The sequence below is a fragment of the Paenarthrobacter sp. NPDC018779 genome (assembly GCF_044391085.1).
GTDB lineage: Bacteria > Actinomycetota > Actinomycetes > Actinomycetales > Micrococcaceae > Arthrobacter.
In genome coordinates this window covers 101,372-126,384 of sequence record NZ_JBIRZS010000011.1, presented here as the reverse complement: position 1 = coordinate 126,384, position 25,013 = coordinate 101,372, and the positions used below count along the sequence as shown (strand labels likewise).

Annotated in this window: 18 protein-coding genes; 6 read left to right on the top strand and 12 right to left on the bottom strand. The window is 64.8% G+C overall.

The window, feature by feature from the left end:
- Positions 1 to 95 precede the first annotated feature (95 nt).
- From ACH488_RS13300 to ACH488_RS13280, 5 genes are all read right to left on the bottom strand, one after another.
- Positions 96 to 1,925 (bottom strand): ABC-F family ATP-binding cassette domain-containing protein, encoded by a 1,830-nt coding sequence (locus ACH488_RS13300; RefSeq protein ID WP_397324811.1) that lies wholly within the window; start codon positions 1,923 to 1,925, stop codon positions 96 to 98.
- Between the two features lie 32 nt (positions 1,926 to 1,957).
- A complete protein-coding gene (locus ACH488_RS13295; protein WP_397324809.1) occupies positions 1,958 to 2,941 on the bottom strand; it encodes a 4-(cytidine 5'-diphospho)-2-C-methyl-D-erythritol kinase in 984 nt (327 codons plus the stop codon).
- Complete coding sequence (gene rsmA, locus ACH488_RS13290; protein ID WP_397324807.1) at positions 2,938 to 3,819, bottom strand: 16S rRNA (adenine(1518)-N(6)/adenine(1519)-N(6))-dimethyltransferase RsmA; 882 nt, start codon at positions 3,817 to 3,819, stop codon at positions 2,938 to 2,940. The genes ACH488_RS13295 and rsmA overlap by 4 nt, the downstream gene beginning before the upstream one ends.
- A 26-nt stretch (positions 3,820 to 3,845) precedes the next feature.
- Positions 3,846 to 4,991 (bottom strand): transglycosylase family protein, encoded by a 1,146-nt coding sequence (locus ACH488_RS13285; protein WP_397324805.1) that lies wholly within the window; start codon positions 4,989 to 4,991, stop codon positions 3,846 to 3,848.
- A gap of 292 nt (positions 4,992 to 5,283) precedes the next feature.
- Complete coding sequence (locus ACH488_RS13280) at positions 5,284 to 6,180, bottom strand: TatD family hydrolase (RefSeq protein ID WP_397324803.1); 897 nt, start codon at positions 6,178 to 6,180, stop codon at positions 5,284 to 5,286.
- Positions 6,181 to 6,353: 173 nt separating this feature from the next.
- On the opposite strand from ACH488_RS13280, the gene ACH488_RS13275 reads away from it, so the two are divergent.
- The 3 genes from ACH488_RS13275 (at position 6,354) to ACH488_RS13265 (ending at position 11,423) form a co-directional block, all read left to right on the top strand.
- Positions 6,354 to 7,439, top strand: coding sequence for an AAA family ATPase (locus ACH488_RS13275; RefSeq protein WP_397324802.1), 1,086 nt, complete (start codon positions 6,354 to 6,356; stop codon positions 7,437 to 7,439).
- Positions 7,440 to 7,464: 25 nt separating this feature from the next.
- On the top strand, positions 7,465 to 8,937 hold the full coding sequence (locus ACH488_RS13270; RefSeq protein WP_397324800.1) for a DUF58 domain-containing protein: 1,473 nt from the start codon (positions 7,465 to 7,467) through the stop codon (positions 8,935 to 8,937).
- Positions 8,938 to 9,050: 113 nt separating this feature from the next.
- Positions 9,051 to 11,423, top strand: a complete 2,373-nt coding sequence (locus ACH488_RS13265; protein WP_397324798.1) for a DUF3488 and DUF4129 domain-containing transglutaminase family protein — start codon at positions 9,051 to 9,053, stop codon at positions 11,421 to 11,423.
- Positions 11,424 to 11,534: 111 nt separating this feature from the next.
- On the opposite strand, the gene ACH488_RS13260 is transcribed toward ACH488_RS13265, so the two are convergent.
- Positions 11,535 to 13,016, bottom strand: a complete 1,482-nt coding sequence (locus ACH488_RS13260) for an NAD-dependent succinate-semialdehyde dehydrogenase (RefSeq protein ID WP_397324796.1) — start codon at positions 13,014 to 13,016, stop codon at positions 11,535 to 11,537.
- Positions 13,017 to 13,177: 161 nt separating this feature from the next.
- Complete coding sequence (gene rsmI, locus ACH488_RS13255; RefSeq protein WP_397324823.1) at positions 13,178 to 14,068, bottom strand: 16S rRNA (cytidine(1402)-2'-O)-methyltransferase; 891 nt, start codon at positions 14,066 to 14,068, stop codon at positions 13,178 to 13,180.
- 157 nt (positions 14,069 to 14,225) lie between these two features.
- Between rsmI and ACH488_RS13250 the strand changes: the two genes are divergently transcribed.
- A complete protein-coding gene (locus tag ACH488_RS13250; protein ID WP_397324821.1) occupies positions 14,226 to 15,980 on the top strand; it encodes a dolichyl-phosphate-mannose--protein mannosyltransferase in 1,755 nt (584 codons plus the stop codon).
- An 81-nt stretch (positions 15,981 to 16,061) separates the two neighbouring features.
- Positions 16,062 to 17,894, top strand: a complete 1,833-nt coding sequence (locus ACH488_RS13245) for an AMP-dependent synthetase/ligase (RefSeq protein WP_397324795.1) — start codon at positions 16,062 to 16,064, stop codon at positions 17,892 to 17,894.
- A 25-nt stretch (positions 17,895 to 17,919) separates the two neighbouring features.
- Here ACH488_RS13245 and ACH488_RS13240 read toward each other — a convergent pair whose 3' ends face one another.
- A complete protein-coding gene (locus ACH488_RS13240) occupies positions 17,920 to 19,107 on the bottom strand; it encodes a TIGR01906 family membrane protein (protein WP_397324793.1) in 1,188 nt (395 codons plus the stop codon).
- Positions 19,108 to 19,246: 139 nt separating this feature from the next.
- On the bottom strand, positions 19,247 to 20,242 hold the full coding sequence (locus ACH488_RS13235) for a stage II sporulation protein M (protein WP_397324791.1): 996 nt from the start codon (positions 20,240 to 20,242) through the stop codon (positions 19,247 to 19,249).
- Between the two features lie 118 nt (positions 20,243 to 20,360).
- Here ACH488_RS13235 and ACH488_RS13230 point away from each other — a divergent pair, with 118 nt between their 5' ends.
- Complete coding sequence (locus tag ACH488_RS13230) at positions 20,361 to 21,164, top strand: RDD family protein (protein WP_397324790.1); 804 nt, start codon at positions 20,361 to 20,363, stop codon at positions 21,162 to 21,164.
- A gap of 3 nt (positions 21,165 to 21,167) precedes the next feature.
- On the opposite strand, the gene ACH488_RS13225 is transcribed toward ACH488_RS13230, so the two are convergent.
- The 3 genes from ACH488_RS13225 to ahcY form a co-directional block, all read right to left on the bottom strand.
- Entirely contained in the window at positions 21,168 to 21,992 is an 825-nt protein-coding gene (locus tag ACH488_RS13225) for a pentapeptide repeat-containing protein (RefSeq protein WP_397324788.1), read from the bottom strand.
- A 187-nt stretch (positions 21,993 to 22,179) separates the two neighbouring features.
- Positions 22,180 to 23,400 carry an Ig-like domain-containing protein gene (locus ACH488_RS13220; protein ID WP_397324786.1) on the bottom strand — a complete coding sequence of 407 codons (1,221 nt, stop codon included), beginning with the start codon at positions 23,398 to 23,400 and terminating at the stop codon, positions 22,180 to 22,182.
- 113 nt (positions 23,401 to 23,513) lie between these two features.
- Positions 23,514 to 24,992: an adenosylhomocysteinase gene (gene ahcY / locus ACH488_RS13215; protein WP_397324785.1), complete on the bottom strand. Its 1,479-nt coding sequence runs from the start codon at positions 24,990 to 24,992 to the stop codon at positions 23,514 to 23,516.
- Between the last annotated feature and the right edge of the window lie 21 nt (positions 24,993 to 25,013).

Here is a 25,013-nt window from a genome sequence, read left to right as displayed (position 1 = left end):
CAAGCGACAGAGCGTCAAAATCATGCCGGAGCCGGCAGGCCAGCACACCCATATCCTGCACCAGGAAACAGGCTACGAAAAAGGTAACGAGCGTCCTACTCGCCGAGGACCTCTGCGGCCTCCAGCCACTCCAGTTCCAGGCCTTCCTTCTCGTCGAGCAACTCCTGCAGCTTGGCATTGAGTTCCCCGAGCGCGTCGAAGTCGCCGGATTCGGACTTGGCGGCCATCTGGGTGTGTAGCTTCTCCTCCTGCTGCGCGATCTTGCCCAGCTGGCGATCGATCCTGTTGAGGTCCTTGCGTGCCTCGCGCTTCTCGGCCTCGCTGGGTCCGGAGGCAGCAGGTGCGGTACCACCGGAGGCAGCTGCCGCAGGCGAGGTGGATCCACCCGGAACGGCACCCGAAGCCAGCGCAGCTTCCCGCAATTCAAGGTACTGGTCCACACCACCGGGGAGGCCCCGGAGTTTGCCATCGCCGAGCAACGCCATCTGGTGGTCCGTGACGCGTTCCAGCAGGTAGCGGTCGTGGCTGACCACAACCAACGTTCCGGGCCAGCCATCCAGGACATCTTCGACGGCGGCCAAGGTATCGGTATCGAGGTCGTTGGTGGGCTCGTCGAGCATCAGCACGTTGGGTTCGCCCACCAGCAGGCGCAGGAGCTGGAGTCGACGGCGTTCCCCACCGGAAAGGTCAGGGACGGGAGTCCACTGCTTTTCCTTCGTGAAGCCCAATTGCTCCACGAGTTGTCCGGCGGTGAATTCCTTGCCACCGACATTGAAGGACCGCTTTTCGCGTTCGATGACCTCAATGACCCGCAGATCCGAGACTTCGTCGAGTTCCTTCACATCCTGGGTCAGGACGGCGGTCACCACGGTCTTGCCGCGCTTGAGCTTGCCGGCACTCGGCTGGATATCCCCGTTGAGCAGCTTCAGCAGTGTGGACTTGCCTGCACCGTTGACGCCCACCAGGCCGAGCCGTTCGCCGGGGGCAAGGCGAAGGGTGATGTTGTTGAAGAGTTTCTGGCCCTCGGCACCGTCGAGGAAATCGAGCGAAACGTTCTCGAGGTCAAGCACGTCCTTGCCCAGCCGGGCAGTAGCCATTTTGTTCAGCGCCACCGAGTCGCGTGGTTCCGGAACGTCGGAAATCAGCTCGTTGGCGGCCTCGATGCGGAACTTGGGCTTGGAAGTACGGGCGGGCGCACCTCGCCGGAGCCAGGCCAGTTCCTTCTTGACGAGCTGCTGGCGTTTATTCTCGACGACGGCGGCCATCCGGTCCCGCTCGGCGCGCGCCAAAACGTAGGCGGCGTATCCGCCGTCGAACATGTCCACCATGGCGTCGTGGACTTCCCAGGTGTAGTTGCAGACTTCGTCCAGGAACCAACGGTCGTGGGTGACCACCAGGAAGGCGCCCTGGTTGGCACGCCAACGCGACTTGAGGTGGCGGGCAAGCCATGCGACGCCTTCGACGTCCAGGTGGTTGGTGGGCTCGTCCAGCATGATGACGTCGTGGTCTTCGATGAGGAGCTTGGCCAGCGCCACACGGCGCTTCTGCCCACCGGACAGGGAGTGGACGTTCGCGTGCCAGTCGACGTCGCCCACCAGGCCGCCCATGATTTCGCGGATCTTCGGGTTCGCGGCCCATTCGTGATCCGCGCGGTCGCCGACGATCGCAGCGCCTACTGTCAGGTCGCCGTCGAGCACGTCACCCTGGTCCAGGTAGCCGACGTTGACGTCGCCGCGCTTGGTCACACGCCCGGAATCCGGGGTGGAGCGCTGCGCGAGCAGCCGCATGAGGGTGGACTTGCCGTCACCGTTGCGGCCCACCATGCCAATCCGGTCGCCGTCCTCCAATCCGAGGGTGACGCCGTCGAGGACTGTGCGGGTCGCGAAGGAAACCGTCAGGTTTTCGCCGCCAAGGAGGTGGGCCAAGAGGTACTACTTTCTACAGCTGGAAATGCGTACTAAAGGAGGGTATCGGAGATGATCCGGGCACCCGTCACGGGGCCATGGACTGCCAGGGCCGTGTGGCCCCGGTGCGACAGCTCTTCGGCGAGGACGGCTGCGGAGTCCGGGTCCCGGGCCAGCAGGGCGATGGTGGGTCCGGAACCGGAGACCATTCCGGCAAGCGCTCCCCGGGCCTCCCCGAGCCCGATCGTGTCCCTCAAGCCTGGGGCGAGGGCAATCGACGCACGTTGGAGGTCGTTGACCAGCACCCGGCTGAGCGTTTCGGGATCGCCGTTCCGGAGTGCCTGCAAAATGGTGGGATCCACGTCCACAGGCTCCGGGACCTCGCTGCCTTCGGAGTCGCGGAGGCCATCGAGCGTCCGGAACACCTCGGGGGTGGAGAGCCCGTAGTCGGCGAACACCAGCACCCAGTCCATCTGCGCCTTGGCAAGCGCCGGCGACAATTTGTCGCCCACGCCAAGCCCGACGGCGGTCCCGCCCAGGAGCGAGAACGGGACGTCGGCGCCAAGCTCGGAAGCTACGTGGGCCAATTCTTCGCGTGACAGGCCACTGTCCCACAAGGCGTCGCAGGCCAGGAGCGTAGCTGCGGCGTCAGCGGATCCGCCTCCCATGCCACCGGCCACGGGCACCCGCTTGGTAATTTCCAGGTGCACACCAGTTGGCTTCTCGGACATCTCGGCCATGAGAGCCGCGGCCTTGTAAGCGAGGTTTCGCTCGTCCAGCGGAATATCCACGCCGTCCAGGTCCAAGGTGCTTCCGGGGCTGATGCTGACAGTTATTCCCGGGGTTTCAGTGCTGGTGGCGGCAACTTCTTCATACAGGGACACCGCAAGGTACACGCTGGCAACGGAATGGTATCCGTCCTGCCTCAGCGGGCCAACGCTCAGGGAGACGTTGACTTTGCCTGGAGCCTTCACGCGGACGGTGCGCGGCTGAAACCGCTCCCCCACGAAAGGCAAACCACGGGTGCCCGTGCTCATGCGTCCCTTGGGTGGCGGGCTTCGGCGATGCGTACGTAGGCGGAGATGTCCAGCACTTCGCCGCGGGCAGTGGGGTCCACGCCGGCTTCGACCAGGCACCGTTCGGCCTCCACTGCGCCGCCTGCCCAGCCGGCCAGGGCGGCGCGGAGGGTCTTCCGGCGCTGGGCGAAGGCGGCGTCGATCACGGCGAAGACCTGGTCCCGGGTCACGTGCGTGGCGGGGGGATCGTGCCGGGTGAAGGCAACCAGTCCGGAATGGATCTTGGGGGCCGGCCAGAAGACGTTCATGCCGATCACGCCGGCTTTACGCATCTGCCCATACCAGGCGGCCTTGACCGACGGAACCCCGTAAATCTTGGAGCCGGGACCTGCAGCCAGGCGGTCCGCCACCTCGTCCTGGACCATCACCAGGCCATGGCGCAGGCTCGGGAAGTGTTGGAGCAGGTGCAGGACCACGGGAACTGCCACGTTGTACGGCAGGTTGGCTACGAGGGCGGTCGGTTCAACCGGCAGCTCGGTCACCTTCATGGCGTCAGAGAGCACCAGGTGGAAGTTGTCTTCAGCTTGCGGACGCCAGGCACGCACCGTCTCGGGCAGTTTTTGGGCCAGCACAGGATCGATTTCGACGGCGACAACCTCACGTGCCGCGTCAAGCAGCCCGAGAGTCAACGAGCCCAGGCCGGGCCCCACTTCGAGGACGGTCTCAGAGGCATCGATGTTGGCAGCAGAGACGATCCTGCGAATGGTGTTGCCGTCGATCACGAAGTTCTGCCCCAGGGTCTTGGTGGGGCGGACACCGATTTCCTCGGCTAACCGTCGGATGTCAGTTGCGCCCAGCAAAGGCGCGACGGCGGCGGGTTCGGAATTCGGTTCAGTCACCTAGGTATCGTACTGCCTGCGCGGGATCAGGCAGCGCCGGCGCAGCCCCAGTCACGCAGGCCGTTCTTGGCGTAGAGGCGGTTGGCGATGTCGATCTGCTGTGCTTTGCTGGCGAGGTTTGCCGTGGGGGCGTAGGCACCGCCGCCGTTGGCCAGCCAGGTGGGGCTGGAGAACTGCAGGCCGCCATAGTAGCCATTGCCCGTGTTGATGGCCCAGTTGCCGCCGGACTCGCACTGGGCGATCCTGTCCCACATGGCCTCGTTCGGCGCCCCGGTTGCGGCACCGGAGACAGCCTTGGCGGGGGTGGCTGCAGGACGGGCCTTGGTGCCAACGGCAACCTTTTCGGTGACCGGCTGCGTGGTGACGTTACTGGAGACCAGGGTCCGGGAAGCTTCGCGTCCATCCACAAGGACCAGCTTGAACGTCTTCACCACGGAACCGGCAACGCCCTTCTGGGTCACCTTTTCCTCGCCCTTGTACAGTTCGGCGCTGTCCGTGCGGACGCTCTCGAACGGAACTTCTTCGGTGGCATCTGCGGTCTTGCTGGTGTCCACGCGGGAGACCTTGATCACCATGTCCTGGATGACGGGAGCGTTGCCCGGCTGGGAGACACGGTCGCTGGCACCTACGGTGATGCCTGCGTCCTTGAGCACCTCTGCAACGTCTGATGCCGTGGTGGTGGTGCTGGTGTCCTTGCCGTCGGCCACCAGGCTGATGGTCTTGGGGGTGGAGATGGAAACGAAGGAACCCTCAACGGCCAGGGAAGCGTCCTTGGGCTGGGAAATCTCGGACGAACTGGCCACGCCGAGTTCGCTGACCAGCCCGGCGACGTCGGGGGCGTTCGTGTTCACCGTCTTGCGGGCGCCGTCCAGTTCGATGGAGACGGCCTTCGCAAGGTTCACGTTGACCACCGAACCGTTTTCCACGCGGGTGTCCAGGGCAGGAGTCACGCGGTCGTCGTTCTTCAACTCCACCTTGGCGGCCTTGACCACTTGGTCAACTGTGCCGCCGAAGGTCTGGATGGAGCTCACTTTGCCGTCAACGTTGAGGGTGACGGTCTTGTTGTTGCCCACAAAGGCAACAACGCCGGCCACCAAGGCCACCAAAACCAGTGCCTGCGCACCGACTTTGAGGAAGCTGAACTTTCCATCCGTTGTGAAGAACTTGATCACGTTTGCCCATAACTCTCAGACGATCCGGGCACGGGGATAAGCACAGAACAAACATGCCCGGCCGCACAGGAAAGGGGCCAGGCAAAGAGCCTGGTCCCACACGCACGGCGGGCATCTGTGCCGCCAAAAACATTCAACTGGGGTGTCCGGAATAACCGAACCAGCTGTCCGGAGGCCTTCCCCGACCCCGGCTATTTCTTGTACACAGTAACCGATCTGTTATAAAGCGGCCAAGAAATCTGCATACCGGGTATTCAGCTAACGGGCCCTGCGGGGCAGGAAAAAGCGGTGCTCAGGCCCATGTTCCGTAGGCGTTGACGGTGTTTTCGGCCAATCGCGAACACAGCCCGGCCAGGTCACTTCCTGTCACATCCGCCATGGAACGGACGGTGTAGGGAACCATGTAGCTGGCATTCGGCCGGCCGCGGTGAGGGTGCGGGGTAAGGAACGGCGAATCAGTTTCCACCAGTACCCTACTCGGCTCCGCGATGGCGAGCGCTTCCCTGAGGTTGTCTGCATTCTTGAAGGTCATGGTTCCGGCGAAGGACATGTACCAACCGTTCTCGTTGCAGATCCGGGCCAATTCGGCGCCGCCCGAAAAGCAGTGGAACACAACCGTCTCCGGAGTTCCTTCTTCGCGCAGCACCTGAACCACGTCGTCGTGGGCGTCCCGGTCATGGATCTGCAAGGTGAGTCCCAGGCGCTTGGCGATGTCGATGTGCCTCCGGAAGGAATACCGCTGATGGGCCAGTCCCTCTCCGTGGGTCCGGAAGAAGTCCAAACCTGTCTCCCCGATGGCGCGGACGCGGGGGTGGCGCGCCAGTTCCTCGATCTCCGCGAGCGCCGATTCCAGTTCGCCCCGGCCGGCGTAGACGGGGGCATCATTGGGGTGGATCGCCACCGCTCCGAGCAGGCGAGGATCGGCTTCCACGGCCTCCACGGTAAATCGCGAGGACTCCAGGTCGCAGCCAACCTGCACCGCCCCCTGGACACCGACTGCTTCCGCGGAGTCCATGGCGTCGGCAACGTTGACCTCGATCAGTCCGTGCCGGAAGTCGAGGTGCGTATGGTTGTCCATCACGGGTACGGGCAGCGGTTCGGGGGCCGGCGGGTACTCTTTTCGGGAATCCTTGGCCTCGGTCTCGTCGACGTTGCTGCGGTAGGGAGCAGGAGCGAGGGAGTTGCACATGCTCCCACCTTAACCGGACCGCGGTCCCGCCCGCGCCGCCGCGGCCCTTCGCATAAATTCCAGTTGGCACATAAATTCGCCTGCCACTCTGTGAGCCACACCCAAACTCTGGGTAGGCTGGAACGGACAAGGAGGCCACACGGGGGACGTTGGCCACGGCTGAAGGGCAATCCATGGAGTCCAAGCGACACGTCACCGTTGAACCCGCTGCCTTCCAGGGCGAGGCATATGCCGCCGCGCCCCGGGATGCCGTCCTCAACGGGCACAAGCCGCAGGTCATGGACCCGGAACGGTTCCACGATGCCAGCGAGCGGATCCTGGCCGCCATTGGCAAGGTCATCGACGGCAAAGCTGACGCCGCAAAGCTGGCCCTCACTGTGCTGCTGGCCCAGGGGCATCTCCTGTTGGAAGATGTTCCCGGCGTCGGCAAGACCATGCTGGCAAAAACCCTTGCCCGAACAGTGGACTGTACGGTTTCGCGCATCCAGTTCACCCCGGACCTGCTGCCCTCCGATGTGACGGGTGTGTCCATCTACAACCAGTCCTCCCGCCAGTTCGAGTTCCGGCCGGGCGCGGTCTTCGCGAACATCGTGATCGGCGACGAGATCAACCGTGCCTCGGCCAAGACCCAGTCAGCGCTCCTGGAGTGCATGGAGGAACACCAGGTCACGGTGGATGGCAATTCCTATCAGCTCTCCTTGCCATTCATGGTGGTGGCCACGCAAAACCCCATTGAAATGGAGGGCACCTATCCCCTGCCGGAGGCCCAGCGCGACCGGTTCATGGCCAGGATTTCCATGGGCTACCCGGACCAGGAAGCCGAGATCGAGATGCTGGAGACGCACCAGGCCGTCTCCCCTTTGGCCAAGGTCACCCCCGTTGTCACAGCCGGCGATGTCGCGGCCATGATCGCCACGGTCCAGCAGGTGTACGTCTCCACAGCCATTAAGGAATACACGGTGGCTATTGGCCGCGCCACCAGGGACAGTGCACGGCTGAGGCTGGGCGCCAGCCCGCGTTCCCTCCTCCAGTTGCTGCGGGCCGCGAAGGCCACTGCGGCCTTGGATGGTCGCGACTTCGTGCTGCCGGACGACGTTGTTGATGTGGCGGAGTCCGTCCTGGCCCACCGGATCATCCTGGACCGCAAGGCCGCGAGCGCCGGCGATACTCCGCAGACCATCATCCGGGGCATCCTCGCTTCGCTGCCTGTTGCCCAGGAGCCACCGGGCGCCTGGCGCCGGGACAAGCAGACCGCGTAGCACCGGAACCGCAGAGGAGAAGCGCATGGCACTCGTGGACCGGCTGCCCAAGCATTTGTTCACCAACCGCGGGTGGGGACTTCTGGCTGCCGGGATGGCCTCGTTGGCCTGCGCGCACGTGATGGGCCGGCGCGATCTCCTGACCTTGGCAGTCTTCCTGATCCTCCTGCCGCTGGTTGCGTTGGCTGGCGTGCGCATCCTCAAACCACGGTTCCAGGTGTACCGGGAATTCAATCCCTCCACTGTGGAGACCGCCACGGCCACAACTGTCCGCTTGGCGGTGGCCCGCACATCGTTCGCCACGGGCCACGTGATCATGGAGGAGCAACTGCCGCCACGTTTCGGCGAGCCGCCGGCGTTCCGCTTCCCTGCCCGTTCCGCCTCGGGCGGTACCAGCCGCTATGAGTACCATCTGCGCTCGGGAAAGCGCGGGCAGTTCAGGATTGGCCCGGTCACCGCCGAGTTCAGCGATCCCTTTGGTTTGTCGTTGCGTCGCCATGCAATCGACGACGGCGACCTCCTCACCGTGACGCCGGCCGCCGTCGAACTTCCCGCGACGGGTTTGGCCGGCGCGCGCGGCAACGACGGCGTCACTGCCACCCGGATCCGGGCGAATCCGAGCGATGACGACATCATGACGCGCGAGTACCGGCACGGTGACCCCATGCGCCGGGTGCATTGGCCGGCGACGGCCCGCCACGGGCAGCTCATGGTGCGCCAGGAAGAGTCGGTGACCACGCCGGAAGCAACCATCGTCATGGACCAGAGGTTCACAGCCTTTGCTTCGGGCACCGGCACGGTGTTCGGGAGCCACGACGAAGACTCGGACCTGGTCACGTCGCCCAATTTCGAGTGGGTGGTGACGGCGGCGATGTCCATCAGCGCGCACCTTTCCGAACGGAACTATTCCCTCCGAGTCCTTGATGCCTATGGCCACCCCGCTTTCGCCCATTCCCGCTCAGCGCCGGACCCGGGAGACGAGGAATTCATCGGTTCCGGCGGACTGCATGCCATTGCCGAGAGCCTTGCGGCGATCGAACTGGGCGGTCCCCGGCATCACAGGGCCGAGCATGTCAGGGCAGACGCCGGGCAGAAAGAGGCGCCACGCCAGGTGCCGCGCCGTGGGGCTCCGGGGCCCGAAACGCCCGGGGCAGATGGCCTGGACACAGCCTTCGACGATCGACTCATGGACAAGCTGGCCGCGCACCGCCTGCGCGGTCCCCTACTGGCTCTCCTTGGCACACTGACCGTGGCGGAGGCCAAGTCGCTGGCTCCGGCAGCGGCCTACGGAGCCAATGCCTTTGCCCTGATGGTCACGGACCCGGCCCGGAACAACGACGACGTCCTGGAGATCCTGCGGCAAGGCGGCTGGCGGGCACTCGCTGTAACGGCCAAGACACCGTGGGCAGCCGCCTGGTCCGGTTTCGACGAAGGCGGCATCGTTGCCGCGGCCGGGGCGGCCATGGACGTCAGGCGTGGAGCGGCGGTGCCCCGGTGACGGTGACATCGAGGCCCTCCGGCACGGGTACGCAGAGCGGGAATGCCCCGACCAGAAAAACCCCCGGGCGTTCCCGGGCGGGCAAGCCCAGCGTCGGCCTGTACCCCTGGGCCATGGCCGGTGCCATCTCGGTGGGTGTCCTCGGCGCATCCCTGTCCCTGAACGGCGTGTTCCGAGGTTGGGCCTGGCTCCTGCCCTTGATCACCACCGTGGTGGCTGTGTCCTTGACGCTGGCCATCCTGCGCTCGCTCCGCCTCCCTCCCATCCTGTCCACGCTCGGTTCGTTTGCCGCCCTTGCCGGCATCCTCAGTTTCACGTTCTGCCGCGCGGACAGCCTGCTGGGCTTCATCCCTACCCCTGGCACGTTCGCGGCCGTAGGACGGCTCATTAAGCGCGCGGGCGAAACGGTGGTTTCGGAGAGTGCTCCGGTGGCCCCGAACGCGGGAATCGTGTTCGTCACGTGCGCGTGCCTGGGCCTCCTGGTCATCCTCATCGACGCGCTGGCCGTCCCGCTCTCCATGCCGGCGGCCAGCGGTGTGGGCCTGCTGGCAGTGATGGTGGTGCCGGCCACCATCAAACCGCAAAGCGTGGGGATGCCGGGCTTCATCGGAGCGACCATCGGCTTCCTGCTCATCCTCGGCTGCAGCCAGTGGTTTGCCCCCGATTCGAGGCTGCAGTCCGGGGCTCCGCGGAGTTCCGGCCAGTTCAAGCGGTCCCTGGTGACCGGTGTCCTGACGCTCGGATTGGCCTTGGCGGTTCCACTCGCCATCCCGGGCTTCGACTCTGGGACCTTTCCCCAGGGATCGCGGCTCAGCCCCTGGGGAACTTCGAACGGGCTGAATCCCATGATCACCCTGGGCAACAGCCTCCGCAGCCCTACGGGCTCGGGCCGCATCACGTACGCCACCAGTTCCAGCGCACCGCTGTACCTGAGGTCGGTCACCATTGACCACTTCGACGGCGAAACCTGGGCTCCGGACGACCGCACCGCCACGCGCCGCGCCGGGGCGGACAAGATAGAAACCGGGTACGCAGTCCAGGGCGACGTGGTGAACGCCGTGACATCCATCAATGCCGGCCTGTTCACCAGCCCGTACCTCCCAGCTCCGTTCGCACCCGTGTCCGTGAATGGCCTCAACGGACGCTGGACGTGGGACCCCAACACGCTCAGCATCATGAGCACGGAAACCAGCACCCTGGCCCAGCGCTATGTGGTGTTTTCTGCCGCCCCCAAAGTGACGGCCCAGACGCTCTCCCAAGCCAATGCTGCTCCCCGCTCCATTTCGGATGACTTCCTTCGCATTCCGGGCAACCTTCCGGGCATTGTCCGCGAGACAGCGGACAAGGTGACGGCGTCCTCCGGGAACAACTACGCCAAGGCCTTGGCCATCCAGAAGTTCCTGCGTTCGGGAGAGTTCAGTTATTCGCTCCAGGCCCCGGTGCAAAATGGATATGACGGCAACGGCCTTTCGGTGCTGGCAGACTTCCTTTCCGTCAAAGCCGGCTACTGCGTCCACTTTTCCTCGGCCATGGCAGTCATGGCCCGAGTGGAGGGCATCCCGAGCCGTATCGCCGTGGGTTACGCTCCCGGCCGGCTAACGGGTGAGTCGGTGGCCTTGGTGGGCCAGGGGTCGTTCCCCGAATATGAGGTGGATGCGCGCGATGCCCACGCCTGGCCCGAACTGTATTTCGAGGGCCTCGGCTGGGTTCCCTTCGAACCAACTCCCTCCCGTGGTGTGGTTCCCGACTACGCCACTGACTCGTCTGTCACCGGCAACCTGAGCACCAACGCCGACGAGAAGGACGTCCCCACTACACCGGCCACGCCGGCACCTACCCCGCTGCCGCTGCCTGGAGCGGAAACTCCCACCACGGGACCCGTGGAGAGCAATCCGTTCCCGACCATCGGCCTCATTGCGGCCGCTGCCGTGATTTTCGCGGCCTTCCTAGGATCGCCCTGGCTGAGCCGCACCCTGTTGCGCCGCCGTCGCCTGAACCGCAGGCCTCCTCCGGAGGACGAGCGGCCACCCGGGTACCAGGACCCTTCGGCCGCCCATGCGTGGGCGGAGCTGTTGGATCTTTCCGCAGATTTTGGGGTGCCTTCCACCCCGAGCGAAACGCCCCGGCACTTCTCCTCCCGGCTTCGCTCCAGCACCGCGCTGGGTGAGGCGGGTGGACTCGACGAAGCCGCCCACAGCGCTGTCTCTTCGCTGACCTCGGATTTCGAGCGGCAACGCTACGGAAGGCCCACTGAGGCGAGCAGGGCAGCCGCGGCGAGGATCGCCGTCGTCCGCGAATCGTTGCGGAACAACGCCAGCTGGTGGGTCCGCTTCCGTGCAACCTGGTTGCCGCCGTCGTTGATGCGCCGGTGGTTCCGTGCACTCGGGGCGCCGTTCCGGGCCATAGCGGCCCTCTTCCGGCACCTCGGCTACGGAATCGCGAGGGCGTGGCGTGCCATGCGCGGACTGCTTCCCCAACGCCGCTAGGACAGCGAAGGGCCCGGCCCGGAACTTGTGGTTCCAGGCCGGGCCCTTCGCTTACGGCGCACCGTTCTTGTTGCGAGAGCGGTGCATGCGGCTCCTTGGTGGAGAGCAGGCCTAGTCGGCGTAGGGGTCGGCGATGCCTACGTACTGGGTGTAGAGGTACTCTTCGATGCCTTCGGAGCCGCCTTCGCGGCCCAGGCCGGACTGCTTGACGCCACCGAACGGAGCTGCGGCGTTGGAGATCACGCCGGCGTTGAGGCCGAGCATGCCGGTCTCGAGGCGTTCGCTCACGCGCAGGCCACGGTTGAGGTCCTTGGTGAAGACGTAGGCCACCAGGCCGTACTCGGTGTTGTTGGCCAGGCGGATCGCGTCGTCCTCGGTGGAGAACGTGACGATCGGGGCTACGGGTCCGAAGATTTCTTCCTGCAGGATGCGGGCGTCTTCGGCGACGTTCTTCAGCACGGTGGGCTGGTAGAAGTAGCCGGGACCGTCGACGGCGGCACCACCGGTGACTGCCTCGGCGCCACCTGCGACGGCGTCGGCAACCAGGGCGTGGACGCCGTCGCGGGCCTTGCCATCGATCAGCGGGCCGACCTTGGATTCGGGCTCGGTGCCGCGGGCGGTGGTGAGGGAGGCGATCTTCGCGGCGAACTTCTGCGCGAACTCGTCAGCGATGGATTCCTGGACAATGAAGCGGTTGGCCGCGGTGCAGGCCTCGCCCATGTTGCGCATCTTCGCCGCGATGGCGCCTTCGACGGCCTTGTCCAGGTCAGCGTCCTCGAACACGACGAACGGTGCGTTGCCGCCCAGTTCCATGGAGGTGCGCAGCACCTTGTCCGCGGCTCCCCGGATGAGGGCCTGGCCCACCGGGGTGGAGCCGGTGAAGGAGATCTTCCGGAGGCGGTCGTCCTTGATCAGCGGACCCGTCACGGCCCCGGCGGTGGAGGTCTGGATGACGTTCAGCACACCGGCGGGCAGGCCGGCTTCCTGCATGACCTGGGCGAACAGCAGGCTGGTCAACGGGGTCAGGTTGGCCGGCTTGAGGACCATGGTGCAACCTGCGGCGACGGCCGGGGCGATCTTGCGCGTGGCCATGGCCAGCGGGAAGTTCCACGGCGTGATCAGCAGGCACGGGCCAACGGGCTTCTTCTGCACGAGCAGGCGGTTCTTGCCATCCGGGGCTGCGGAGTAGCGGCCCGAAACGCGGACGGCTTCTTCGGAGAACCAGCGCAGGAACTCGGCACCGTAAGTCACTTCACCGCGGGCCTCGGCCAGGGGCTTGCCCATTTCCAGGGTCATCAGCAGCGCGAAGTCCTCGGCGCGCTCGGTGACGAGTTCGAAGGCACGGCGCAGGATCTCGCCACGTTCGCGCGGGGCCGTGCGGGCCCAGTCAGCCTGCGCGGCGGCAGCGGCGTCCAGGGCCGCAGCGCCGTCCTCCGCGCCGGCGTCGGAGATGCTCAGCAGGACCTTGCCCGTAGCCGGGTCCTCAACATCAAAAGTCTTCCCGGATCCCGCCGGACGCCACTGACCATTGATCAGCAGGCCAGTAGGAACGGAAGCCAGCAGTTCGCTTTCGCGTTCAACCGTGACAGTCATGGCGACTCCTTCGTCTTGGGTGCTTTGGAGTGTTGCACCACTAGGGTTCCTTGCCAGAAGTGGCTTGAATTACTGCCACGGTACTGCCCGGCCGGAAGGAGTGTCTACGCCTTCGCGCACTGCCCTGCGCCTCCCAATTTGTGCAACTGCACAGGAGTGCATCAGCGCGCTGCGAGTACCGCCGCGTACAGTTCCCGCTTGCTGATGCGGGCGTCGTCGGCCACCGCCGCAACGGCTTCCTTCAGGCGGATTCCCTGGGAGACCAGCTCATTGACGGCAACAACCTGGTCCTCTGGCTTGGCCGGCGCCTGTTCAGGTGCACCACCAACCACTACGGCGATCTCGCCCCGGACCTCATTGGACTCGGCCCACTCCAGGAGTTCCCGCAAGGATCCGCGAATCACTTCTTCGTAGGTCTTGGTCAGTTCCCGGCAGACGGCCCCAGTGCGGTCCGGCCCAAAGCGTTCGTGCAAGGCACGCAGCATGGCTTCCAGGCGGTGGGGCGCTTCAAAGAACACCATGGTGCGGCGCTCGTCAGCCAACTCCCCGAGCCGGGAACTACGCTCCCCGGATTTACGGGGCAGGAAGCCCTCGAAGCAGAAGCGGTCCGTCGGCAGCCCGGACAACGCCAGGGCGGTCAGCACAGCCGAAGGCCCGGGCACTGCCGTCACCGTCAGCCCGGCCGCGACTGCGCCTTCAACCAAGCGGAACCCGGGGTCGGAAACCGCTGGCATCCCCGCATCACTGACCATGAGGATGTTCTTGCCTGCGCGCACCTGTTCCAGCAGGTCGCCGGTCTTCGCCACCTCATTGTGTTCGTGGTAGCTGATCACCCTGCCGGTGACCTGGACACCAAGCGCCTGAACCAAACGATGCAGCCGCCGGGTATCCTCGGCCGCGATGATGTCCGAGGTGCCCAGGAGTTCGATCAAGCGGGAGGACGCGTCGCCCACGTTCCCAATGGGGGTTGCGGCCAGGACGATCCTTCCGATTCCGGAGGTCCCGTCGGGTACCGGCGCTTCGAGCTCGTCGTCGGGAAAGTCGTCATCCAAGGGGGCTTCGGCCGGCACGCTGCGTTCTTCGTCCACCTGCCAAGCCTAATGCCCGGGCCGCCCCGCGAGGCATTCCGGCTTAGCACCAAGCATCGAAAGGTAGCATGGGCGGGTGAACCAGTCGCCCGTCCCAGCAACAGCTTCCGGAACTCCCGGGATGCCGTCCTCGCCTGAAGAGGCCGAAGAGACGGCACAGGGTGCTGCTGGCGGACAAACGGTAAGTAAACTGACCGCTTGGCAGCCCCCCGGCCGGCGCAGCCCCGGCAATCGTGGACAAAGGCGTGGCTTGGAAGGCCACCATTGGATTGAGCGTCCGGCTGAGGCGTTCACCGCGAACGCCCTGCGGTCCCGGCTCATCGGCAGCATCCAGAGTTGGCGGGACTATCCGCCGACGTTGCGCCTGTGGTTCTGGCTGATCCCCACCCTGACGGCGGCGCTCGGGGGCATCCTTCGCTTCTACCGGCTGGATGCACCCCACAGCCTGGTCTTCGATGAGACCTACTACGTCAAAGACGCTTACTCCTACCTGGTGAGCGGCTATGAACGCAGTTGGCCGGCCAAAGCCAACGACTCGTTCAACATCGGCAATCCGGACGTCCTCCTGAACTCTCCCGAATACGTGGTGCACCCACCCGTGGGCAAGTGGATGATCGCTTTCGGCATGTGGCTGTTCGGTTCGGACAACCCCTTCGGCTGGCGGTTCGGGGCTGCCCTGACCGGAACACTCACGGTCTTCCTGATCTCGCTGATCGCGCTGAAGCTGTTCCGTTCCCACATACTCGGCCTGGTCGCCGGGCTCCTCCTCGCCGTCGATGGCCACCATCTGGTGTTGTCGCGGACCTCCTTGTTGGACATCTTCCTTGCTTTCTGGCTTTTCGCGGCTTTTGGTGCCCTGCTGTTGGACCGCGACGACGGCCGCCGTCGTCTTGCTTCCCGGCTTGCCGCGCAAGCGGCTGCTTCGCCCGATGGCCGTCCCTCCCCCGTCCAACTGCTCTCCGGCCCGTGGCTGGGCATGCGCTGGTGGCGGCTCGTGGCGGGGATCTGCCTGGGGCTTGCCGTCGGAACCAAATGGTCTGCCCTCTTCTTCGTGGTTGCCTTCGGCCTCATGACCGTTTTCTGGGACATGAACGCCCGCCGTGTTGCCGGAATCCGAAGCTGGCCAAGTGCCGCCATCATCAAGGACGGCCTCGCAGCATTCGTCACCATCATTCCCATCATGTGCGTTACGTACGTCGCCACCTGGACGGGTTGGTTCCTGTCCAAGGACGCGTACTACCGGCAGTGGGCTGCCACCAATCCGTCCCCCGGCTGGGACTGGTTGCCCAACTCCGTACGTTCCTTGGCGCACTACCATCTTGAGGCCTACAAGTTCCATCAGGGCCTGTCCTCGGACCACCCCTACGAATCCAGTCCCTGGACGTGGCTCATCATGGGCCGGCCAACATCTTTCTATTACCAGTCGCCCAAACAGGGAACTGCCGGGTGTGTGGTGGAAACCTGTTCGTCGGCCATCCTTCCCGTCGGCAACCCTGTGGTGTGGTGGGGTGGAACCATCGCCCTGGTGATCCTGCTGTTCTGGTGGGCCGGGCGCAGGGACTGGCGGGCCGGTGCCATCCTGGCCGGCGTGGCTGCCGGCTACCTTCCGTGGTTCATGTACCCGGAACGCACCATGTTCATTTTCTACGCGGTGTCCTTTGAACCCTTCCTGGTGCTGGGCTTGACGTACGTGCTGGGCTTGGCGCTGGGCCGGAGCAGCGATCCACCCTGGCGGCGCAGGTCCGGCTTCTACATCGTGGCGCTCATCGTGGTGCTGGCCGTCATTGCCACAGCCTTCTTCTATCCGGTGTTGACCGCCGAAGTGATCAGCTACCAGGACTGGCGGATGAGGATGTGGATGCCTTCGTGGATCTAGGCTGATCCATGGAGGCAATTGACCAGTGCCTGCTGGAAGGCCCCGGCAGTGCGCAGCAACGGCAAGGAAATGAGGAGGGTCGTGAGGGAAGCAAGCACGGAGCTTCTGGTCGAGGCCGATGAGAACAGCAATGTCACGGACCTCCTGTTGGAACGGTGTGCCAAGGACCCGTTCGGGACGCTCTACGCGCACAAGACCGCCAATGGCTGGTTGAACGTCAATGCTTCCCGTTTCCAGGCCGACGTCAACGCAATGGCCAAAGGACTGATTGCCGGTGGCCTTAATCCCGGTGATCCCGTAGCCGTCCTGTCCCATTCAAGCTTTGAGTGGACCGTGGTGGACTTCGCCATCTGGATGGCCGGCGGTGTCACCGTGCCTATCTATGAGACGTCCTCGCCGAGCCAGATCGAGTGGATCCTGGTGGACTCCGGCGCCCGTCGGATCTTCGTCGAGGACGCCGGCAAGGCTAAATTGGTCCGCGGCGTCGTGGACAAGTCGGCCGCCCTGGGCGACGATCCCGTGACCATCATCCGGATGGAGCACGAAGGCGAGGTGCCCAACCTGACCAGCCTGGCCGCCGTCGGAAGCGGAATTACGGACACGGAGCTGGAACGGCAACGCAGCGCCGCAACCCTGGCCAACGTCGCGTCCATCGTCTATACCTCAGGGACCACGGGTAAACCCAAGGGCTGCGAAATCACGCACGGGAATTTTGTGCTGGTGGCCAGGAACGTCATCCCTTTCCTTCCGCAGCTGCTCATGCAGCAGGACGCCCGTACCTTGATGTTCCTGCCCCTGGCCCATGTGTTGGCCCGTGCCGTGCAGGTGGTGTGCCTCTCAGCCGGTGTCACCCTGGGCCACAGTGCCGGTGCCAACGGCCTCATGGCGGACCTCGGCGCGTTCAAGCCCACCTTCCTCCTGGCCGTGCCGCGTATCTTCGAGAAGGTGTACGCCGGCGCCGGCCACAAGGCGACCATGAGCGGCAAGTCGGCGCTATTCGCGGCAGCCTCGGCCACCGCTGTTGAGTATTCGACGGCGGTGGACCTCGCCTCGCGTGGGCAGGGAACGGGCCCGGGGTTGCTCCTGCGGCTGAAGCACGCCGTGTTCAACAGACTCCTGTATCCGAAGGTCCGCGAGGTGTTCGGCGGGGAGGTCGGCTACACCGTCTCCGGCGCCAGCCCCCTGAGCCTTCGGGAAAACCACTTCTTCCACGGCGCGGGCGTTCCCGTCCTGGAAGGGTACGGGCTCACCGAAACCACGGCGCCCTGCACCGTGAACACGCCCACCATGTCCCGCATCGGCACTGTCGGAATTCCCCTGCCCGGCACCACCATCCGTGTGGCCGGCGATGGCGAAGTGCTGGTCAAAGGCATCGGAGTGTTCAAGGGATACCACGCCAATCCAGCTGCCACCGAAGAGGCGTTCGTTGACGGGTTCTTCCGCACCGGAGACCTCGGCGAGCTGGACCAGGACGGTTTCCTCACCATTACTGGCCGCAAGAAGGACCTCCTGGTAACGGCCGGAGGGAAGAACGTAGCGCCAGCACCGTTGGAGGAGAAACTCCGCGAACACCAACTCGTAGGCCAGGCCGTGGTGGTCGGCGACGGTCGTCCCTTTGTCGCAGCCCTCGTGGCCCTGGACCCCGAGGGGCTAACCGATTGGTGCGCCGAGAACAAGACCGGGGCCCTGTCCCTCCAGGAGGCCGCTGCCGACGCACGTGTGCGGGCGGCCGTGCAATCCGCCGTCGACGAAGCCAACAAGCTGGTCTCGGCAGCGGAGTCGATCCGCAAATTCGACTTCATCAATGCCGAGCTCAGCATCGAGTCGGGCCACCTCACGCCCTCGCTGAAACTCAAGCGGGCGGCCGTGGTGAACGATTTCTCACCCTTGGTGGACAGGCTCTACGCGAAGTAGGGCCACCGCCCGGCGGGCAATCGCCCTAGCGGCGGACAGCCTCTTCCTGGGAGGCCGGATCTTCGTCCTGCTCCGCGGCATCAGCGTCGGCCACCTGCTCAGTGGCCACGCCACGGCGCCGGCGGGTAGGCCACGTGAAGATGAACGTCAACGTAGCGGCCAGGAAGACCAGCCCCCCGATCACGATTCCGGCGTCCGACCAGAACTGTCCCGGGAACAAGCGGATCAGGGTGTCTTCCAATGAGAACGTCCATGTGCCGTTGGCGAAGAAAATCCGGTGGAACTCCGTAAAGAACTGCTGCCAGCTAAGCACGGCCAACACCGCCAGGCCGATGATGATCACGAGCGTCACGATGGATCCGGCAAACAGCCCCCGGCGCACACCGCCGACGCTCCGCTTCCGGAGGTAGATGATCGCGATGATGCTGAGGATGATGAGCAGCAGGCCGGCGCCGAACGAGGACAGCATGACCACTTTGACATCGGCCATGTGCGAGACTTCGGAGTCCTTGAACAGTTTGGCGCCGTCCTGGTTGACCAAACCGCCCAGGTACCGTGGCCCGGCCCAGTTGCTGAGATAGTCCACGGCGTAGGATCCGTAGGTCATGCGGTCGTCGGTGCTGAAGCCGTAGCCGTCACCCGGGAATCCCGGGCGGTTGTACTCCACCCAAAGGAACAGTGGGCTGGTCACGGCCCGCACCGCCAGGACCAGCAGGATCACGGGGTAGAACACCGCCAGGAGGACCTGGAAAACACGCGGACCAATCGGCTTCACTTTCGCGGCCTGCTCGCGCTCGGCATTCCTCCGCGCCACTTCCTCCTCGGGAGGACGGACGGAAAGGGCCGAGGTCGGCAACGGTTCCGAATAGTGCGAAGGGCGGCCCGCAACGGTGTCCGCGAAAAGCGGTGGCTCCGGCTCGGCGTCGGCAGCTTCTGCTGCCTTCCGATCGGCACGGCTCCCAGGTTGGCCGGCGGCCGGCGCCGATGGCTGGCTGCCGGCCGGCGCCGATGGCTGGCTGGCAGCCGCCGCGGCTGGCTGTCCGCCAGTGGGGGTAGCGGGAGCAGCAGAAGCCTTGGAAGCGGCAGGGGCGGACCCGGCGGCTGGAGACGTTCCACCGGAGGCTTTGGGCTTCATCCAGTCGAAAGCCGGCTCATCGGGATCGTCATGGACGTCCGTGTCCGGTTCTTGTGGTTTCGGGCTCTTGTCGCTCACAGCGGTTTCACTTCCGTAGGCATCCACCGGCGGTTGGGGCCTGCCGGCATTCTTGTCTGCTTTCGAGCCTACAGTCCGCCCATGCACCGAGACAGGAGCCACCCCGCCTGCGGCCAGATTGAAACGTAACTGTAAGGTGCTACGCCGAAATGCCGCGGTAGCCGGCGTCGTTGGCGTCCAGGTCGCCGGTCTCTCCGGCGCGGGCAGCCCGGCCGCCCAGAAGGAGCGTGTAGACCCAATAGCCGGCAAGGACCAGCGCACCGATGGTGATCTTCGCCCAGACAGGAAGCGGACTCGGTGTCACGAACGCCTCGACGACGCCTGAGACCAGCAGCACCAGCACCAGCCCCAGCGCGACGGTCACCAGCGAACGCCCCTCGTCGGCTACGGCCTGCAAGCGTGTTCGCGGTCCCGGCTGGACCATCGCCCAGAAAATCTTCAGTCCGGCGGCGCAGGCGATGAAAACGGCTGTGAGTTCCATCAGGCCGTGAGGGAGGATGTAGCTGAAGAAGACGTCCAGCTTGCCGGAAGCGGCAAACACGCCCGCGGCCACGCCCACCCCCTGGGCGTTGAGGAACAGGATCATAGGCACCCAGAATCCGGTCACGCCAAATGCCACGGCCTGGGCGGAGATCCAGGCGTTGTTGGTCCATACGGCTCCGGCAAAGGAGGCGGCGGGGTTCTCGGAGTAGTAATCGATGAAGTCGTCCTCGACGTACTGGCGGATGCTCGCATCACTTCCGTAAACCGCGCGCAAAGCTTCGGGCGAGGTGCCGATCCACCAGGCGTAGGCGCCGCCAACCAGGACGAAGAAAACCCCGCACCACACGGTGAGCCAGCGGACCCGGTAGAAGGCGGCTGGGAGCGAGATGACGAAAAAGCGGGCCAGGTCCTCCATGAAATTGGACCGCGCACCGGTGAACCGTGTGCGGGCCTGCGCCAGCGCCGCCGACAACGACGACGACAAGGCCGTCTCCGGTGCCACGGAACGAATGAGGGACAGGTGGGCGGATACCGTCTGGTAGAGGCGCAGCAGTTCATCGGCTTCGGTTCCGGAAAGCCGCCGCTTCTGGGCTAGGTACGTCAGCCGTGACCATTTGTCCTGGTTGACGGCTGAGAAGGCATCAATGTCCACGGCACCACCCTAGCCCGTGACATGGCCCGTGGAGGCAGGAGCGCCGCTAGACTCGGTGAAGTGGGCCCTCTTGGCCTGCCGCAGGAGTGCCTGCCAGCACTATGGACCGGGGGACGGCTTGAGTTCGATCATCACAGGCGAGGCCGTTGTCCTTGAGTTGCGCCCAGCCTCTTTCGCAGCACGTGCCTTGGGACTGATCATCGATGTCGTCGCGCACATCCTCCTGCTGATCCTCCTGATAGTCCTCCTGGGAGCGGCCGCCAGCGATGTTGATGAGGCTGCCATGCGGGCCATGATCCTGGCAGCCGTGGTCTTTACTTTCGTCATTGTTCCGGTGACCGTTGAAACCCTCACCCGGGGGCGCTCCCTGGGCAAGCTTGCTGCTGGCTTGAGGATCGTCCGCGACGACGGCGGCGCCATCCGGTTCAGGCACGCAGTGATCCGGGGGCTCCTCGGATTCCTGGAGATCTACCTGACCTTTGGTGGCCTGGCAATCGGCGTGGCCCTGTTCAACGAGAAGTCCAAGCGACTGGGCGATATTGTTGCCGGAACCTACTCCTTGCGTCTCCGCGTCCCAGCCGAGCCGCACATCCTGGCCACGGCCCCTCCGTACCTCCAGGGCTGGGTGGCCATGGCGGACATTGGCCGCGTCCCGGACGCCACGGCCCGCAGGGCCGGAACTTTCGTCCAGCACGCATACCGGATGGCGCCCGTTTCACGGAACAACATGGCCATCGCTTTGGCCTCCGAGTTGTCGCGCTACGTCGCTCCTCCCCCGCCGCCCGGAACCAACCCCGCGGATTACATCGGGGCGGTCCTGGGCGAGCGGAGGAACCGCGAGTTCATCCGGCTGCGTCAAGCGGAGCAACGCAACATTGCCGTTGGCGAAAGACTGCGAAAGCTTCCGTTCACGGAACGCTGACGTTCACCCCCAATGCCCGGGCCGGTCAAGCCGCGCCGGGATGAGCGTGGCACCGTTCCCTTCCGCGGCGTTGACCTGCTGCTGGGTCAGGTAAAGGGACCGGGACACGTCGGCGTTCTCCAACCGGGCGCCGCGAAGGTCTGCGCCCAGAAGGTCCACGGCCGTGAGGTCGCTCCCCCTGAGGTCCGCCGCGATAAGCAATGCTCCCCGGAGGTCGGCACCGCACAGCCGGCGGCGGCACAGATCCGCTCCGGCGAGGTCCGCACCCGGCCTGAGTCCGCCGTCGTACGTGCTGCTTCCCTCAGCACCGTACGAACCCCGTACCTCCCCACTCACCTCCAGGAGAAGCGTGCGGACCTCGCCGTGAAGGTTTTCGACGTCGGCACGCACGACGGCGTCCGGGTCGCCACCCGTGACGGCCAGGACGCTCCGCGACAACTGGCGCGCGGCGTCTGCGCGTTCAGGATCGTAGGTGCGTTGCTGCACTTCCTCCAGGTACCAGAGCATCTCGTGGAGCTGCCTAACCACCTTGAAGACGGCAAACATGGACGTTCGGGAAGAGGGGTCGTCCGTCCAGCTGACACCTCGGAAGATTTGCTGGGACACCACCTGCCCAGCACCGAAACAATCGAACACGGTGCAGCCGCTGAAGCCGCGCGGGCGCAACCGCTCATAGATGGTGCAGCTGAAGTCACCGGCCATGTTCGGGCACGGTGCAGCGGCAGGTTTGTCTATGGCAAAGTCAGCCGAACGGGCGAAACCCAGGGCTGTGCAGCACAGCGCAAAGCACTTGCCGCAGTCGGGACGAAGGATAGGTGAAATGGTCACAGGTGCTCCAAAAAGGTGAAAAGGATCCGGGGGCATGAGCCAGGGAACCCATCAAAGGGTTCCCCTTCGGAACACCCGTTATCACCGCAGAAGGCAGCACAAAATGAGGGGCCGGGGAATGGCCGGCACCGAAAAGATTCATCAAAGAGCGCAGGAGATAATCACTGCTTCGATCTTAACAGCAGGTCTACCGCTGCGCGTAGCTCGCCCAGGGAATGTTCCAGTCCCCAAAGCCTTCCAGCGGTTCAACCGGCGGAGCTCCGGTGTTCAGGATCTGCACCACATCGCCGGTCTTCATGTTGTTGAAGAACCACGCGGCGTCCTCGGGCAGCAATCCAACGCAGCCGTGGGAAACATTGACCCTGCCGATGGCCCCCCACGCAGCTTCCAGGGCCTGGTGAACATAAACTCCGGACCAGGTCAGGCGGTTGGCATACTCCACAACCAGCGGCGGGTAATACCCCTTGTCGCCGGGCTTGAGACCGATGGTTCCTGCGTTGAAGTTCGAGTGGCGTTCCTGCTCCATGATCACGGCGTAGCCCGTGGGCGAGAGCCAGTCCTCCCCGCCGAGCGAGACAGGGGCAGTGTGCTCCAACTGTCCGTTGATGTACACATTCATGGTCTTGGTGGTGTCATCCACCACCGCAATGCGCTGGGGTCCGGTGGTGAAGGTGGAAGTGACATTCCCGTTGCCGATCATGCCGTTGCCGAAGTCCACCCCCAGGAGCTTCATGTCCACAGTGACAGTGCTTCCCGATGCCCAGAAGGCCTCGGGCCGGATGCGGACCTTCTTGTCCGAGTACCAGTGCCACGCCACGGGCTGCCCGGAGGATACGGTGATGCCCACCCGCTTCTCCATCGCGGCTTTGTCCAGCACCGGCTCGCTGAAGTTGATCTCAATGGGCTGGCCCGATCCCGCCACCGAACCGTTCCGCGGATAGATGGAAGCGTCGGCTTCGTAGGCGGCGGATACCGTGGTAAAGGTCTGGGTCTTCTTCGTCTCTTTGCCCGCGGTGTCCACTACGGTGAAGGAGTAGTTGTACTGCGTTTTGAACTTCAGGACTTCCAGGGTGGTCCACGTGGTGCCGTCGGCGCTGGTCTTGCCGGGAACGGGCGTGCCACCGCCAACCGGAGCGAGGACCACGTCCTTGACCTTGCCGTTGACGGCCTTCACTTGCGGACCAACCACAGGGTTCCACTCAACCGCGCCATCGAGCGGCGTGACCCCCAATTCCACGGGCTTGGCCTCGGGAGCCGGAGTCGACGGAGCGGTTCCGGCCTGGTTTTGCGCGGAACCGGCCAACAGGCCCGGAACGGTTGCAACTCCGATTCCGCCCGCGGCAATGGCCGCGCAGATCCCCACGATGGCAACGATCTTGCCCGTTTTTCGCTTGGCGACTTCCGTCATGGCCCTGTCTTCCTGTCCCCCGGCAAGCAATACTGAACACCCAATTTTAGCCGAAAGGCCGGACACGCATGGTACGCGTCCGGCCTTTCGCTTCCGTCGAAGGGGTTTTCGCCCTAGTAGCGGTAGTGCTCCGGCTTGTACGGTCCGGCAACGTCCAGGTCAAGGTAGTCGGCTTGTTCCTTGCTCAGTTCAGTGAGCTCCACGCCCAAGGCGTCCAGGTGCAGGCGTGCCACCTTCTCGTCGAGGATCTTGGGAAGGACGTAGACCTGCTTTTCGTACTCGCGCTCACCCTCGGGCTGGTCCCTCTTGGTCCAGAGTTCGATCTGCGCGATGGTCTGGTTGGCGAAGGAGTTGCTCATCACGAAGGACGGGTGGCCCGTGGCATTGCCCAGGTTCAGCAGGCGGCCCTCGGACAGGACAATGATGGAGCGCTCGTTGGTGGTTCCGGAGTCGAAGACCCACTCGTGGACCTGGGGCTTGATCTCCACCTTCTTGACGTTCTCAACCTTGGCGAGGCCGGCAATGTCGATCTCGTTGTCGAAGTGGCCGATGTTGCCCACGATCGCCTTGTTCTTCATGCCAACCATGTGCTCTGCAAGGATCACGTCCTTGTTGCCAGTGGTGGTGATGAAGATGTCGCCCTGGGCCAGCACGGATTCCAGCTTGGCAACCTGGTAGCCGTCCATGGCGGCCTGCAGCGCACAGATGGGGTCGATCTCAGTTACCACCACGCGGGAACCCTGGCCACGCAGCGCTTCCGCAGCACCCTTGCCGACGTCGCCATAGCCACAAACGACGGCGACCTTGCCGCCCATGAGGACATCCGTGGCGCGGTTGATGCCGTCGGGCAGTGAGTGGCGGATGCCGTACTTGTTGTCGAACTTGCTCTTGGTGACGGAGTCGTTGACGTTGATGGCCGGGAAGAGGAGCTTGCCCTGCTCTGCCAACTGGTACAGACGGTGGACGCCCGTGGTGGTCTCCTCGGTGACGCCCTCGATCCGTGCAGCAATACGGGTCCACTTCTGCGGGTCATCGGCGAGCGTGCGGCGGAGCAGGTCAAGGATGAGGTGGTATTCCTCGGGGTCGTCCTCCGTGGCCGCGGGAACAGCACCGGCAGCCTCGAACTCCACGCCCTTGTGCAGCAGCAGCGTCGCGTCACCGCCGTCGTCGAGAATCATGTTCGGTCCCAGTTCGGGGTTGGCGTCGGCGCCAGGCCAGGTGAGGATCTGTTCGGCGGTCCACCAGTACTCCTCCAGGGTTTCGCCCTTCCAGGCGAACACCGGGACACCCTGCGGGTCTTCGGCTGTGCCCTTGCCAACCACGACGGCGGCAGCTGCCTCGTCCTGGGTGGAGAAGATGTTGCACGAAGCCCAGCGGACCTCAGCACCGAGCGCCGTAAGGGTCTCGATCAGCACGGCCGTCTGGACCGTCATGTGCAGCGAACCGGCGATGCGGGCGCCCTTGAGCGGCTGCGACGCGCCGAACTCGGCGCGCAGGGACATGAGGCCCGGCATTTCATGCTCGGCCAGGCGGATCTGGTGTCGGCCGGCCTCGGCAAGCGAAATGTCAGCCACTTTGTAGTCGAAAGTCATGGGTGTCCTTAGGTAGACCGT

Coding starts and splice junctions, on each gene's coding strand:
- ACH488_RS13295 (WP_397324809.1), bottom strand. CDS start 2,941: ATGAGCACGGGCACCCGTGGTTTGCCTTTCGTGGGGGAGCGGTTTCAG.
- ACH488_RS13280 (WP_397324803.1), bottom strand. CDS start 6,180: ATGTGCAACTCCCTCGCTCCTGCTCCCTACCGCAGCAACGTCGACGAG.
- ACH488_RS13275 (WP_397324802.1), top strand. CDS start 6,354: ATGGAGTCCAAGCGACACGTCACCGTTGAACCCGCTGCCTTCCAGGGC.
- ACH488_RS13270 (WP_397324800.1), top strand. CDS start 7,465: ATGGCACTCGTGGACCGGCTGCCCAAGCATTTGTTCACCAACCGCGGG.
- ACH488_RS13265 (WP_397324798.1), top strand. CDS start 9,051: ATGGCCGGTGCCATCTCGGTGGGTGTCCTCGGCGCATCCCTGTCCCTG.
- ACH488_RS13260 (WP_397324796.1), bottom strand. CDS start 13,016: ATGACTGTCACGGTTGAACGCGAAAGCGAACTGCTGGCTTCCGTTCCT.
- ACH488_RS13250 (WP_397324821.1), top strand. CDS start 14,226: ATGCCGTCCTCGCCTGAAGAGGCCGAAGAGACGGCACAGGGTGCTGCT.
- ACH488_RS13220 (WP_397324786.1), bottom strand. CDS start 23,400: ATGACGGAAGTCGCCAAGCGAAAAACGGGCAAGATCGTTGCCATCGTG.
- ahcY (WP_397324785.1), bottom strand. CDS start 24,992: ATGACTTTCGACTACAAAGTGGCTGACATTTCGCTTGCCGAGGCCGGC.